This is a genomic window from Paenirhodobacter hankyongi (assembly GCF_003664585.1).
GTDB classification, from domain to species: domain Bacteria; phylum Pseudomonadota; class Alphaproteobacteria; order Rhodobacterales; family Rhodobacteraceae; genus Rhodobacter; species Rhodobacter hankyongi.
On record NZ_RCHI01000009.1, the window covers coordinates 1 to 13,724 of the forward strand.

The following is a 13,724-nucleotide window of genomic DNA, read 5'->3' on the forward strand; positions in this document are numbered from 1 at the left end:
CGAGCAGCTTGCCGAGGCCGAAGCCGTCGACGCCGCAATTGTTCGAGGCGATGGTCAGGTCCTTGACCCCGCTTGCGACCAGCGCGTCGATCAAGAGTTCCGGAATGCCGCACAGGCCGAACCCGCCCGCCGCAATCGTCATCCCGTCGACCAGAAGCCCGTCCAGGGCCTCCGACGCCGAGCCGTAGATCTTTCTCATGAGGTCCGTCCTCCCTTTCCTCTGTCGCGGGCCGGCGGAATGCCCGCCCGGGCCCGATGATTGGCGACCGCGCGGCGCGAGAGCGCGATGCCGCGCCCGGCCAGAACCGCGACGAGCGCGTCGTCGCCGAGTGGCGCCGCCGCCGGTTCGGCGGCAATGATCTCGGCCAGCAGGGCGCGCAGCGCCGGCGCCGGCACCCGCCCCTGCCCGCGCGAGCCGGTGCGCGCGAAGAAGGCCTCCATCGGCAGCATGCCGCGCGGCGTCTGCAGCAAGAGCCCGCTGCGCACCCGGCTGATCGTGCTGTCATGAAAGCCGAGCGCGCGCGCCACCTCGGCGCAGGTCAGCGGCACCAGCGCCGCCGGCCCGGTTTCCACAAACGCCTGCTGGCGCGCGACGACATGGGCCGCCACCTCGAGCACCATGCGGTTGCGGCGCGACAGCGTGCGCGCGATCCATTTCGCGGTGGCGAGCGCGCCGGGCGACGCGCCCTGATCGGTCACCGACACCGCCGGCAGCGCCTCGCGGTTCAGCGCGACCTGCCAGCCGCCGGCCGCGCGCGTGACGATCAGGTCGGGGGCGCGGCGCAGCTCGGGGGCATCGCCGAAATGCGCGCCGGGCTTCGGATCGAGCCGGCGCAACTGCGCGACGAGCGCGGCGAGGTCCTCGGCGCCGACACCGCAGCGCGCCTGCAAGCTGGCCGCCTCGCCGCGCGCGAGCAGCGGCAGGTTCTCGAGCAGGCGCTGCATCGGCGCGCTCAGCGCCTCGCGGTCGGCGAGCTGCAGCGCCAGGCATTCGGCGAGCGTGCGGGCGAAAAGCCCGGCGGGCTCCATCTGCTGCAGCCGGGCGAGCACCGCCTCGGCCTCGGCCAGCGTGCAGCCCGCCCGCGCCGCCAGGCCTGAAAGCGGCGCACCGAGCCAGCCGCTCGGCTCCAGCGCCTCGGCCAGCACGGCGGCAATCGCCGCCTCGCGCGGGGAGCGGACCAGAAGGCCGATCTGGCGCGCGACATGGGCATGCAGTCCGGGCGCGGCATCGGCCATCCGCTCGGCCTCGCCGCCATCGCCGCCCGCCTGCGGCCGCCAGCGCGGCGGCGCGCGGCCCGGGCGCGGCGCGTCAGGCTCGGGATCGGGCAGCGTGACCTGCAGGCAGGGGTTGTCGGCCGCCGCCGCGACCAGGGCCCCGCACAGCCCGGCACTGTCCATCTGCAGATACTCGAGCGCCTGCCGCATCGCCTGCGACATCTGCACCGACATCTTCTGCCCGAGCCCGAGGCCCGTCACTGCGCGCATCTGCCCCTCCGCCACCGCGGGCCACAGTAGCGCCCGACGCCGGCCGGGCAAGCTCCGGTCTCAGCCATGGCGGCGGATCTCGCCCAGGAACCGCGGCTGGACGATGAACGCCTCGGAGGCGAACCCCTGCCGCGGGGTGAGCGGGACGCGCTCGGCCAGCCAGCTGCGGGTGGGCAGGCCCGGGGTGGTCGCGGCGCGGCGCAGCGCCTCGCGGTCGCCGGGCGTCGCGGCCAGGCGGGTGCGGATCGCGGCCTCGTCGGCGGGGGCGAGATCCTCGCCGATGAAGACGAGGCGGCCGCGCCGGTCGGAGAGCGCCCCGCCGCGCGGCCAGGCCGGCAGGCGCACCGGCAGGCAGGCGGTACCGTCGACGCATTGCACCACCACCGGCACCTCGAGCCCGGGCACCGCCATCAGCCCCTTCACCCGCAGCAGCCGGCCGCTCCAGGCCTCGAGGATCTGGCCGAGCGCGAGGGCAAAGCCGCGCCAGCCCGGCGCCTCGTGGAACTCGACGACGAAGCTGCGCACCCGCCCCGAATGCGACGGCGCATGGCCCTGCCCCGGAGTGGGGAACGGCACGGGCTGCGGCGCGCGCAGCGCGGTCACCGCGCCAAGCCAGTCGGTCGCGTCGGCGGGCACCGCCTCGGCGGCATAGAGCCCCGCGCCGAAAATCGCGGCGGGATCGGCCTCGCCCTCGGTCAGCAGGATCTGCGGCGCACCGGGGTTCAGCGCCGCAAGTTCGCGGCGCACCGCGGCGGTCTCGACCTGCCCCGCCAGCGCCGATTTCGACAGCAGCAGCCGGTCTGCGAGGCTGACCTGCACCCGCGCCTCGCGGTGGCGCGGCAGCTGCATCCGCGCGCGCTCGCAATCGACGACGGTCAGCACCCCGTCACAGCGGAACCGCGCCGAGACCAGCCGGTCCTCCATCAGCGCGCGCAGGACCGGCGCCGGGTCGGCGAGCCCCGTCGTCTCGATCAGCACCCGCGTCACCGGTGCAATCTCGCGCCGCGACATGCGTTCGTGCAGGCGCATCAGCGCGCGCATCAGGTCGCCCTGCACGGTGCAGCACAGACAGCCCGAATCAAGGATGACGAGGCTGTCGTCGATTCGCTCGACGAGGTGGTGGTCGATGCCGATCTCGCCCAGCTCGTTGATGAAAACCGCCGCGCCGGCCATCTCGGGCCGGGCCGTCAGCGCGTTCAGAAGCGTCGTCTTGCCGGCACCGAGAAAGCCCGTGAGCACCGTCACCGGCACCCGTCCCCCCGCTTTTGCCGCAACCGCAAAGGGTGCAGAGCCGTTCTTGTCCATCGTCATTCCTCCCTCTCCCGAAGGAACAGGAAGCAGGTTTCTTGCCAGTTGACCAAGCGGCAACGAAGACCGGGACTTACTGCGGCGCGGAGGCCGCCCGCCCGCCCGGCACCGGACGAGGACCGGACGGCAGACGCGGCCGGGCGTCCGGTTTCCGGACGCGGCGATCGGCCCGGCGCATGCCGGGAACCGGACCCGCCCCTCTGGAATTGCCGCGCCGCAGCGTCGCGGACCCGGGCTGCGGACCCGCCCGGGGAGGGCGCCCCGCCCCCTTCGCGCAAGAGAATTTCCCTTTTCGCAAAGGGGAATGCTAAGCTGCGCGCGAGGAGAGGAGACAGGCCCGGCACGACCGGGCACCTGCCGCAGACGTCTCGGGGAGGAGACGGGCGCAGCAGGGGGCGACCGGCCCCTGTCTCCAGGGAGGAGAAGTCACATGCCACAGACGATGCTGCGTCAGCGGTTGTCGCGCCCCGAGAACGACACCCAGATCATGACCTCGTGGGAACGGTTCATGGAGGGGCAGGAACCGGGATCGGACGCGCTGCGCCGGCTGATCGACGATTCATGGCGGCGCTGTCACGGCGCGGTCGACCCGGGACGCCAGAGCGCGCCCCTGCCCGCCATGGGCGACGCGCTGCACGACCTGCTCGCCGACAGCGAGGACCTGATGCAGGCCGGCGCGCCGGTGATCGCCTCGGCCCGCGACTTCCTGTTCGAGACCGGCACGGTGATGGTGCTGACCGACTGCGCCGGCAAGGTGCTCAGCGTCGAGGGGGACAATGCCCTGCGCGACCCGAGCGAGGCGATTCACCTGATGCCCGGCGCCGACTGGAGCGAGACCGCCTGCGGCACCAACGCGATCGGCACCACGCTGCAGATCGGCCAGCCGATCCAGATCCACGCCGCCGAGCATTACTGCTCGGGGATCAAGCACTGGTCGTGCTCGGCCGCGGTGATCCGCGAGCCGGTGAGCGGCGCCACGCTCGGCGCGATCGACATCTCGGGGCTGAACGAAAGCTACAGCCGGCACAGCCTCGCGCTCGCCATCGCCGCGGCGGGGCGGATCGAGAACCGCCTGGTGCAGCGCGAGCTGAAGCTGCGCTATCAGCTGCTCGACCAGTGCCTCGAGCGGCTGCGCGGCCCGGGGCGGGACGGGCTGATCGTCTTCGACCGCTCGGGCCGGCCGATCAAGACGAACGAGCGGGCGGCGGCGCTGATGGCGGAACTGGCGAAGACCGGGGCGGAGGATGCGCAGTCGATCCGCAACCTGCTGCTGCCCTGGAAGAAGGGCCGCGTCGCCCCCGAGAACATGCCGGGCTGGATCGACCACGACTGGATCGAACCGGTGCATCAGGAGGGCGAGCGGCTCGGGGCGGTGCTGGTGCTGCCCGACCGCGCGGCAACGGTGCGGCGCGCCGGGCTGCGCACCGTCGCGCCCCGTCCGGGCGTCGATCCCTTCGACCGGCTGTCCGGAACGGCGCCGGCCTATCTCGAGGCAATCCGCCGCGCCCGGCTCCTGGCAAAAAGCCCCGCGCCCGTGCTGTTGCTGGGCGAGACCGGGGTCGGCAAGGACGCCTTCGCCCAGGCCCTGCACGAGGCGGGCCCGCAGGCCAGGGGCCCCTTCGTCGCGATCAATTGCGGCGGCTTCTCGCGCGAGCTGCTGACCTCGGAGCTGTTCGGCTATGCCGACGGCGCCTTCACCGGCGCGCGCCGCGGCGGCATGACCGGCAAGATCGAGGCGGCCGACGGCGGCACGCTGTTCCTCGACGAGATCGGGGAGATGCCGCTCGATCTGCAACCGCATCTGCTGCGCGTGCTGGAAACGGGCGAAGTCTACCGCATCGGCGAGAACCGGCCGCGCAAGGTGAAGCTGCGGCTGATCGCGGCGACCAACCGCGACCTGAAGACCGAGGCGGGCGAGGGCCGGTTCCGGCTCGACCTGTTCTACCGCATCGCCGTGACCTCGCTGAAGCTGCCGGCACTGCGCGAACGGATGTCGGACCTGCCGGCGCTTGCCGCGCATCTGGTGGCCCAGATCGCCGCGCGCTACGAAAGCCCGGTGCCGGCGATCGCGCCCGCGGTCCTCGTGGCGCTGGCGGGCCACGACTGGCCCGGCAACATCCGCGAGCTGCGCAATGTGCTCGAGGGGATGTTCCTTGAAAGCGAGGGCGCGATCCTGCGGCCCGAGGCGCTGCCGCCCGAGCTGCAGCTCACGCCCCGGCTGATCGGCCTGGCCGAGGCGCTGTCGCCGCTCGACCGGGCCGAGCGCGACGCGATCGCCGCCGCGATCCGGCGCCATCAGGGCAACATGACCTCGGCCGCGCGCGATCTCGGCATTGCCAAGAGCACGCTCTACGTCCGGCTCGACAAGCTCGGACTGAAGGACCACATCGCGCAGCTGCGCGAGGGCTGAAACGGGAAACGGCACCCGGGGTCCCGGGTGCCGTCCCTGCAGCGCGCCCCCTGGAGGAGGAATGGCAGGCGCCGCAAAGCGCGTGGGGCCCTCAGGCCGGAACGGTGCCGCGCAGGCGGGCGACGGCCTCGAGCACCGCCTCGGGCGCATGGGCGACCGGCACTTCGGCGAAAAGGAACTGCCCCGCACCGGTCTCGGGCAGCGGTTCGCCGGCGAAGAGCGCCGCCGTCACATCCCGCCCGGTCGCCGCCGGATCGGTGCCGATCACCGCATCGAAGCCGCCCTGCCCCGGCGCCGCGCCGCGCCCGACCACCGCCCAGCGGTAATGCCGCGCGGCGTTCAGGATCGGCGCATAGCGATCGGCCGGACCGGGCTCGGCCCCTTCCTCAAGAAGCAGCCCGCCCACCGGCCGGCTGGCGACACAGCGGATGAAATCGGCCATGTACATCGCCGCATCCTCGACCGCGTCGGCATCGACCTCGGCCTCGCGCCCGGCCGCGACCTGCGCCTCGGCCAGCCACGTCCCCGGCGCCGGCATCGCCAGAACCAAAGGCACCTGGCCCTGCAGATGGGCGCCGACCGCCACCGTCACCTCGTCGAGCAGCGCCCGCGGGCCCTCCTCCTCGAGCATCCGGCGCAGGGGATAGGGGACGCGCTTCTTCGCCCCCATCTCGGCCGCAAGCCCCGGGTGACGCGCCCGCCAGGAACGGAACATGTCGCCCACGTCGACCACCGCCACGTCGCCGCGCAGCAGGCCCCGGGCCTGGGTGAACCACGACAGGTATTTCGCCGCGCCCTCGGCCCAGGGGTCGCCCGCCTCGCCCAGCAGAAGCCGCCGGGCATAGCCCGACGACTCCAGCCAGACCCGCAGCGCCTTCGTGCCCGAACCCTTGGGCAGATCCTCTGCGAGAGACTGGCTCATTGCTTCTCGTCTCCCGGCACGCCCGCCGCCGCCAGACGCGCCTCGAGCTCGGCGATGCGCACGTCCTTCGGGTGGACCATGTAGTTCGGCTTCGGCTCGTCGCCGCGGCGGGTCTTGTCGGGCGAGCCCATGTAGAGCGTCTCGACATCGTCCCCCCAGCAGCCGAAATAGGGCAGATGCGCCGGGGGCTTGGGCTGGTTCCAGCCCTTGACGAACTCGGCATAGGGCACCGAGCGGGCGATGCGCGCCTTGCGCTCGTCGGCGCGCGCCTTCTCGGTCGCCTCGAAGTCGATCGCCAGCGTCGCCGGGTCGAACACCACCTTGTAGAGCCGCGCCGCCACCTCGGCCGACATCAGCCCCTCCTCGATGTCCTTCACCACGCCCACCGGGTCGCGTTCGAGCAGGTCGCCATAGCCCGCACCGGCGCCCTGGCTGATCATGTAGAGCTCGCCCCGCTTCGAGATGTCGAAGCCCATGCCCATGTGATGGGTGGTGTAGCGCGCGCCCTCGAAGGGCTGCTCGTTCATGATCTCCTCGATCGAGTGGCGGAATTTCTCCGGCTCGTTCAGCATCACGTCATAGACGTCGACGCCCTGCACCTTCGACAGCGGATAGGTGCCGCAGGCATAGCCGCCGAAGAGACCCTGGATCGGCGGGATCTTCGCCCCCTGAGCCGTGGTCATGAAGCCCCACTGCTCGCTGTCCTTCGTCGCCACCATCATCGTGTAGCCCTGGCCGCCGCGATACTTGCCCGGCGCGATGGCGTCGCGCGTCATCTTCTTCGAGACGAGCTGCAGGAACGGCACGTCTTCCTCGTTCACCTCCTGCTCGCCAATATCGGCCATGGTGGCGAAGATCGGCGCCAGCGCATGTTCGCCATCGCGGTTCGAGGTCGCCCCCGCCCCCATGCCGTTCAGGTCGGCGCAGAGGTTGCCGAGCGTCTCGCCATGCTGGCTGACCCCACCCCAGATGAAGGTGTTGATCATGTTGAAGGCCGGCGCGTGGACCTTGGTGAACTTCTCCGGGCAGGAGTAGAGGAACTTCGCCACCGCGTGCTGGCCCGCGGTGAAGCCGGTGAAGATCGACATCAGCGACTGCGAGTTCGGCGCGTCATAGGAACAGTTCAGGATCGAGTGCGGATCGGTGATCACCTCGATCGGCGCCATCGCCGCCTGACCGCGCGGCAGGTCGGGCCAGATGTAGCACAGGAAGAGCTGCGACAGCATCCCCTTGAGCCCGCCGAGGATGGTGTTCGTCGCCCGGTTGGTGAACTCGGGGCTCGAGCCGCGGAAGTCGAAGGTCAGCTGGTCGCCCTTCTTCGTCAGCGTGCAGTTCACCTTGACCACGCAGTTCTCGCGCAGGGTCGAGTCCTGGATGATGTAGGTGCGCACCGACATGTCCGGCCATTCCGAGACCCGGCGCTTCACCTCGGCGCGCACGTCCTCCATGGTCAGCCGCAGCGTCGAGATCAGCGCGTCGGCGCCGTCCGTCTTCAGCGTCTCCTCGATGCGCTGCTTGATGCGCAGGCAGGCGAAGAGCTTCACCTTCATGTCCTCGAGCTGCAGCTTCGGCTCGCGCACCGAGTTCTGCAGGAAGGTCAGCAGGTCGCGCTTGATCTGATAGTTCTCGACCACCTTGAAGGGCGACATCTTCAGACCCTCGTCCGAGGGGCTTTCCGCCATCGACGGCATGCCGCCCGGCTCGATCGCGCCGTTCTCGCCCTCGTGCACGGTCGAGGCGACCCAGCACACCAGCCGGCCCTCGTGGAAGATCGGCAGGATCATCGACTGGTCGGTGTTGTGCACGTTGCCATAGCGGCTGTCGTTGTGGATGAAGCCGTCGCCGTCGCGCACGCCCACGGTGGGCTCGTTCATCCAGTTCTTGACGATGAACTTGATCGGGTGGTGCACGACCGACGAGAACAGCAGCACGCCGCCCGCCGAGGCGATGGCGAGGTCGCCCGAGGCCGAATAGATGCCGGTGATGACATCGCCCCATTTCGCGCCGGGCGCCGCGCCCATCTGCTCGACCATCTCATAGCCCTCGTCGCAGCCGGCCTGCAGCCGGTCGCGGATCTTGGCGATGGTATGGGTGTCGGGGACATTGGCGATGGCGTGCTCCTCGTCGGCCGAGCGCGGCATCAGGTCGTGGTTTTGCATGATCTCGGGATCAGGACCAAGGAACAGCGTGGTGTCCTCGAGGAACTTCTTGATCAGCTTCATGTCTTCGGCAGAGGGCGCCGGCCCCCCGGTGGTCATGTCTTTCATGGGAACTCCTCCTGTTGGAATGGGCCCCGGCGCTCCTCTCGCCGGGGCACGCGTGTCAGTGCTTGGTGACCGGGGCCTCGTTGCGCAGGAACCAGGTCGCGCCCTGCTTTGCCGCGACCAGCGTCCAGCCCGGATTGACGAGGAAGGTCGTCACTTCCGAGGCGACGATCGCCGGACCTGCGATCTCGACGCCGGGGTCGAGGTCCTTGCGGGCCCAGACCGGGGTCTCGAAGGCCTCGTCATGGCCGACGAAGTGGCAGGTGCGGTGCCCGCTCGGGGCCGGGGGGGCCGAACGTTCGGGCTTCGGCAGCGGCTTGATGTTCTGGAACTGCACCGTCTCGTGCTGGCGATAGCTCGACACGCGGATGGTGTTGATCCGGATCCCCGCCTCGGGCGCCTGGCTGCCCTCGCCGAAGCGCTTGCCATAGTCGGTCGAGAACTGGTTGATGACCTGCAGCACGTCGCTCGGGCTGTTCAGCTCGTGGATCGGGATCACCGCCGTGGTCTGCACCAGCTGGTTGCCATAGCGCATGTCCAGTTCCAGGTTGTGCTGGATCTGCTCGGCCGGCACGCCCTGGCGCAGCAGGTCCTGACGGCCGCGTTCCTTCAGCTCGGCCACGATGCCGTTGAACCGCTCGTAATCGCTGAAGATCCGCCGGGTGTTGCTGTCGTAAAGCACCATGTAGAGCGACTTCTCGTGGATGTGGAGCTGGTGCATGTTGCCCGCCCCCACCGCCGAGAACACCGAGCTGAGCGGCGGCGCCAGGATCTTGTCGATCGCCAGGTTCTGCGCGATGCCGCAGCAATGCAGCGGCCCGTTGCCGCCATAGGCGAGCATGGTGAAGTCCTTCGGATCATAGCCGCGGGCACGCAGTTCGGTGAAAAGCCCGTTCGCCATGTTGGCGTCGACCTTCTCGCGGATCAGCTTGGCCGCCTCGATCACCGAGACATCGAGATCGTCGCACAGCGCATCCTCGACCGCCGCCTTCGCCCGGCGCGGGTTGAGCGGGATCGAGCCGCCGGCATAGTTCTCGGCGTCGAGATAGCCGAGCAGGAGGTCGGCGTCGGTCACGGTGGGCTTCATCCCGCCGCGGTCGTAGCACGCCGGCCCCGGGTCCGAGCCCGCGCTTTCCGGGCCGCATTTCACCGTCTTGTACATCCGGTCGTAGGCCGCAACCGAGCCACCGCCCGCGCCCAGCGTCACCAGATGCACCATCGGCACCGAGACCAGCCAGCGGTCGATGACCGGGTTGAAGTCATAGTGCTTGATGCCGCCCTCGACGACGATGCCGATGTCATAGGAGGTGCCGCCCATGTCGGTCGCCACGACGTTGCCAAGCTCGGCCTGCAGCGACAGGTGCTCGGAGGCGCCGATGCCCGAGACCGGGCCCGAGTGGATGGTCTGCAGCGCGTCGGTCGAGTTCAGCTGCGCCATGCCGCCCGAGTTGTGGATCACCAGCATCGGCTTTTCGTAATTGTGCACGCGCAGGTTCTGCTCGAGCGCGGACAGCGCGTGATACATCGTCGAATGCAGATAGCCGTCGACGATCGCCGAGGTGGCGCGGACGTATTCGCCCTTCCGGCCCGCGACCTGATGCGACAGGATCACCGGGATCGCGCCGAGCAGATGCGAGGGGTATTCCTCGAGCACGATCTCCTCGATGCGCTGCTCGTGGGCGGGGTTCACCACCGAGTTCACCAGCGCCACGACGATGATCTGGGCGCCGCGGTCGACGAGTTCGCGCAGCTGGCGGCGGACGTCTTCCTCGTCGAGGCCCATCACCAGCTTGCCCTCGAAATCGAGCCGCTCGCGGATGCCGCGGATCATGTGCGCCTCGACCAGCGGGTCGGGACGCTGGGCATTGGGCAGATCCTGCTTGCCCATGTCGTCAAGCCCCTCGCCATAGCCGCGCGCGCGGCTGAGCGGCACGGTGGCCTCGTAGCCCGCGGTGACCAGCATGCCGATCTTCGGCCCCTTGTGCTCGATCAGCGCATTGGTGCCGAGCGTGGTGGCATAGCGCACCGAGTCCACCTGCTGCAGGATGTCCTCGAGTTCCAGATCGAGGACCTTGCAGGCCTTGCCCAGGGCCTCGTTGAAGCCCATCGCAAGGTTGTGGTGCGTGGTCAGTGCCTTGGTCTCGATATAGCGCCCACCCCAGACGACGAAGCAGTCGGTGAAGGTGCCGCCGATATCAACGGAAACGCGTTTCATGCTCTCTCCCTGTGCATTGGGTCCGGGGGCTGCCCTCCTCCGGCAGCCGGTCCCGGCAATGGTTGTGCCCCCCGCGCGCGCCGCGGAGGGCGGCGTCGGTCAGTGCGCGTGGCCGCGCCCGGGCACCACGGCGGGGCCGGCATCGGGCAGCATCGCCGGACCGCGGCTCGCCCATTGCGCCTTCAGCGCGGGCACGTCGACCTGCATGTCCCACAGCGGCGGGTGACCCGGGGTCGCGTATTCCGTCTCGATCTGGGTGCCGCATTTCGGGCAGCAGAATTCGAGGATGCGCACCCATTCCGGATCGGGGCAGAAGGTGTAGCGATACTTCGCCGGGTCGATCACCGGCGGATGGATCTCGCGCGGGTCGCGGTTGTGCACCAGCAGCCCTTCCTTGTAGTTGCCCGCGGCCGGCGCGATCACGTGATCGCAGACGCGGCACTCCCATTTCTCGGTCTCGAGGTCGATGCGCAGGTATTCGGTCATCGGCACTTTCATCGTCATGGCTTATTCCTCCCGGTCCAGAATGACGTCGCCCGCTTCGGACACGGTGAGGGTCCACCCCGCCGGAATGAGCGCCGTGAAGTAATCCTCCTCGAGGATCGCGGGCCCCTTGGCCCAGTCGCCCGCCGCCATGCCGTTCAGCCGGTAGACCGGCAGATCGGTGCGGCCCTGCCCGGCAACCAGCACCTCGCGCGTGGCTGCCGCCTCGGCACGGGTCCGGCGGTTGACCGCGACGGTGCGGGTCTCGCCCCGGCGCAGGCTCTTCGTCGCGACGAACTCAAGCTCGACCGCGCCCGCCTTCGCCAGATCGGCGGGGAAGCCCTCGCCCTCGGCCAGCTCGTGGACGACCTCGCCCTCGGTGGTCTCGGTCACCAGACGCGCCGCAACGGTATAGCTGCCCGCCTCGAAGCCTTCGGCGAACATGTCGCGCGCGGCCTTCTGCGCCAGCGCCTCGCGCGCCGTGGCAAGCGCCGCGCTGGTGTTTTCGGGCAGCGTCACCGCATAGCGCTGCGAGACATCGCAGGCGCCGATGCCATAGGCCGAGAACACCGCCGCCATCGCCGGCATCGCCACCCGCGTGATCCCCGCCTTCTCGGCGACACCACAGGCCAGCAGCGGACCGGCGCCGCCGAAGGCCATCATCACCGTGTCGGGCGAGATCGTGGTGAAGCGGTGCAGCTCGGCCGCGACCTTCGCCTCGAAGGCGTCGGCCATCATCGTCACCGCGGTCTCGAGATCGACGCCCAGCGGCTCGGCGATGTTGGTGCGGATCGCCGCCTCGGCGCGCCCCGCATCAAGCCCCATGCCACCGCCGAAATAGGAGGCGGGGTCGAACAGGCCGGCGAGAAGGCTGGCGTCGGTGATCGTCGCTTCCTTCCCGCCGCGGCCGAAGCATGCGGGGCCGGGGAGGGCGCCCACGCTGTCCGGACCGATCACGATCTTGCCATCCTTCACCTTGAATACCGAGCTGCCGCCGGCGCCGGCCGAGATGATCTCGCACAGCGGGAAGGAGACCGAGATCCCCTCGACATGTCCGCGACGGATCTCGGCGACCTTGCCCTCGGTGCACTGGCCGATGTCGGTGGTGGTGCCGCCGACGTCGATCGAGACCGCATCGCGGAAACCATAGAGCGCGGAGAAGGCCTTCACCCCCTCCATGCCGCCGCGCGGGCCCGAGGAATAGGTCTTGATCGCCACCGTCTTCGCCACGCGCGAGGCGTCGCCGTCGTTGCGGAAGATCAGGAGCGGGTTCTTCGTGCGGTATTCGCGCAGCCGGTTCTCGGCCTGGAACAGGAAGGCCTCCATCGACGGGTGCAGGAAGGAGTTGATCAGCGCCGACCAGGCGCGGCGGTCGGGGTTGCGGTCGACGGTGAGGTCCGAGGCATAGAGCACCGGCACCGCCCCCAGCAGGTGGCGCGGATACTTGCGCAGCACGATCTGCTTCACCCGTTCCTCGGCCTTGTGGAAGCCCTCGCCGGTGAAGCAGATCACCAGACGGTTCGCGCCGGCGGCGGTGAGCTGGTTGATCGTGCGCACGATCGCGACCTCGGCCTCGGGCGTCTCGAGCGCGTCGGTCTCGACAAAGCCCACCCGGTCACCGACGAGCGCGGCCCAGACCTCGGCATCATGGGTGGCCAGCTGCGCGGGCAGATCCTCGGCGCCCGTCGCGAGAATCAGGCCGAGCTTCGGCCCCTTGCGCTCGCAGATCGCGTTGGTGCCCTGCGTCGTCGAGTAGCGGATCAGGTCGACTTCCTCGAGCAGCCGCTTCACGTCGGTCGCGCCATAGACGACCTCCGAGGCCTTCTGCAGCCCCTCGAAGAAGCATTTCGACAGATCGTAGGGCGTGGTCAGGACCTTGGTCTTGGTCACGCCGTCATCCGACATGATGCAGACGTCGGTGAGAGTCCCGCCGTTATCAATGTTAATCTGAAATGCCATTGCGCATTTCTCCTCCCATACCTGTTGCGACGGCGCCTCCTGCGCGCCGGGGCCTCGGCAGATGCGGGAAAGGCTCCTCCCCCTCCACGCGCCGACGAACCTGTCAGCGAAGGAAGCAGGGTTGATGCCAGATCGGGCCGGTTGCTGCGAAAATCGCACAACCTTCGGTTTTCGAAAGATTTTATAAAATCATGCAGAGCGGGAGGGCCGGGCCGGGGGCCGCGACCATCCGGCTTTCGGTCACCGTCCGCCACGCGGGCGGACGCCCGGACGGATCAGCGCGCCCGGCACGGACGGGCACACGCGACAGGGGGGGGCAAGCAGATCGCCGTCAGCGATGCGCGAGATACTCCGCCGAAACATATCCCGAGACACTGGGCTTGTCGGTCAGATAGACCTTGCACCAGACCTTGCCGTTGTTCGTCACACAGTTCTGACGGGTAAGACGCGTTCCGTCCGGCAGGCCGATGATGATCTTGCGGTCAAGGCCCGGACCCTCGCGAAGCTTCAGAAGGTCATCCGGCCCGGCGCCTTTGACGACGGCACCGGAACCGAGCGCACATCCGGTTGCGATCACGAGGGCGAGGAGCGCAGCAAAATGAGGTCGCATGATCTGTCCTGAATCGTTTCGCCACCGATCAAACCGCTGAGCATCCAAACCTCGGACGAGGGGCCAAG

Annotated in this window: 10 protein-coding genes; 1 reads left to right on the top strand and 9 read right to left on the bottom strand. The window is 69.5% G+C overall.

Annotated elements, in window-relative coordinates:
* The 3 genes from DYS74_RS10960 to DYS74_RS10970 all read right to left on the bottom strand — a co-directional run.
* Positions 1-199: CoA-transferase (locus DYS74_RS10960; protein ID WP_281272446.1), on the bottom strand; the 199-nt coding region annotated here is incomplete at its 3' end.
* Entirely contained in the window at positions 196-1,485 is a 1,290-nt protein-coding gene (locus DYS74_RS10965) for an RNA polymerase factor sigma-54 (protein WP_121533741.1), read from the bottom strand. The genes DYS74_RS10965 and DYS74_RS10960, both read right to left, overlap by 4 nt.
* A gap of 60 nt (positions 1,486-1,545) precedes the next feature.
* Entirely contained in the window at positions 1,546-2,796 is a 1,251-nt protein-coding gene (locus DYS74_RS10970; RefSeq protein ID WP_220668842.1) for a CobW family GTP-binding protein, read from the bottom strand.
* A gap of 427 nt (positions 2,797-3,223) precedes the next feature.
* On the opposite strand from DYS74_RS10970, the gene DYS74_RS10975 reads away from it, so the two are divergent.
* A complete protein-coding gene (locus DYS74_RS10975; RefSeq protein WP_121533743.1) occupies positions 3,224-5,203 on the top strand; it encodes a sigma-54-dependent Fis family transcriptional regulator in 1,980 nt (659 codons plus the stop codon).
* A gap of 91 nt (positions 5,204-5,294) precedes the next feature.
* Here DYS74_RS10975 and DYS74_RS10980 read toward each other — a convergent pair whose 3' ends face one another.
* The 6 genes from DYS74_RS10980 to DYS74_RS11005 form a co-directional block, all read right to left on the bottom strand.
* Entirely contained in the window at positions 5,295-6,125 is an 831-nt protein-coding gene (locus DYS74_RS10980) for a hypothetical protein (RefSeq protein WP_121533744.1), read from the bottom strand.
* Positions 6,122-8,392, bottom strand: a complete 2,271-nt coding sequence (locus DYS74_RS10985) for a hydantoinase B/oxoprolinase family protein (protein ID WP_121533745.1) — start codon at positions 8,390-8,392, stop codon at positions 6,122-6,124. The genes DYS74_RS10980 and DYS74_RS10985 overlap by 4 nt, the downstream gene beginning before the upstream one ends.
* Positions 8,393-8,447: 55 nt before the next feature.
* Complete coding sequence (locus DYS74_RS10990; protein WP_121533746.1) at positions 8,448-10,604, bottom strand: hydantoinase/oxoprolinase family protein; 2,157 nt, start codon at positions 10,602-10,604, stop codon at positions 8,448-8,450.
* Positions 10,605-10,703: 99 nt separating this feature from the next.
* Positions 10,704-11,108: an acetone carboxylase subunit gamma gene (locus DYS74_RS10995; RefSeq protein WP_245965265.1), complete on the bottom strand. Its 405-nt coding sequence runs from the start codon at positions 11,106-11,108 to the stop codon at positions 10,704-10,706.
* Between the two features lie 3 nt (positions 11,109-11,111).
* Positions 11,112-13,046 (bottom strand): hydantoinase/oxoprolinase family protein, encoded by a 1,935-nt coding sequence (locus DYS74_RS11000; protein ID WP_121533747.1) that lies wholly within the window; start codon positions 13,044-13,046, stop codon positions 11,112-11,114.
* 331 nt (positions 13,047-13,377) lie between these two features.
* Positions 13,378-13,656: an SH3 domain-containing protein gene (locus DYS74_RS11005; RefSeq protein ID WP_121533748.1), complete on the bottom strand. Its 279-nt coding sequence runs from the start codon at positions 13,654-13,656 to the stop codon at positions 13,378-13,380.
* Positions 13,657-13,724: the final 68 nt, after the last annotated feature.

Bases quoted from the DNA above. Each gene is read 5' to 3' on its own strand.
- DYS74_RS10965 (WP_121533741.1), bottom strand. From the start codon at position 1,485: ATGCGCGCAGTGACGGGCCTCGGGCTCGGGCAGAAGATGTCGGTGCAG.
- DYS74_RS10970 (WP_220668842.1), bottom strand. From the start codon at position 2,796: ATGACGATGGACAAGAACGGCTCTGCACCCTTTGCGGTTGCGGCAAAA.
- DYS74_RS10975 (WP_121533743.1), top strand. From the start codon at position 3,224: ATGCCACAGACGATGCTGCGTCAGCGGTTGTCGCGCCCCGAGAACGAC.
- DYS74_RS10980 (WP_121533744.1), bottom strand. From the start codon at position 6,125: ATGAGCCAGTCTCTCGCAGAGGATCTGCCCAAGGGTTCGGGCACGAAG.
- DYS74_RS10985 (WP_121533745.1), bottom strand. From the start codon at position 8,392: ATGAAAGACATGACCACCGGGGGGCCGGCGCCCTCTGCCGAAGACATG.
- DYS74_RS10990 (WP_121533746.1), bottom strand. From the start codon at position 10,604: ATGAAACGCGTTTCCGTTGATATCGGCGGCACCTTCACCGACTGCTTC.
- DYS74_RS10995 (WP_245965265.1), bottom strand. From the start codon at position 11,108: ATGACGATGAAAGTGCCGATGACCGAATACCTGCGCATCGACCTCGAG.
- DYS74_RS11000 (WP_121533747.1), bottom strand. From the start codon at position 13,046: ATGGCATTTCAGATTAACATTGATAACGGCGGGACTCTCACCGACGTC.
- DYS74_RS11005 (WP_121533748.1), bottom strand. From the start codon at position 13,656: ATGCGACCTCATTTTGCTGCGCTCCTCGCCCTCGTGATCGCAACCGGA.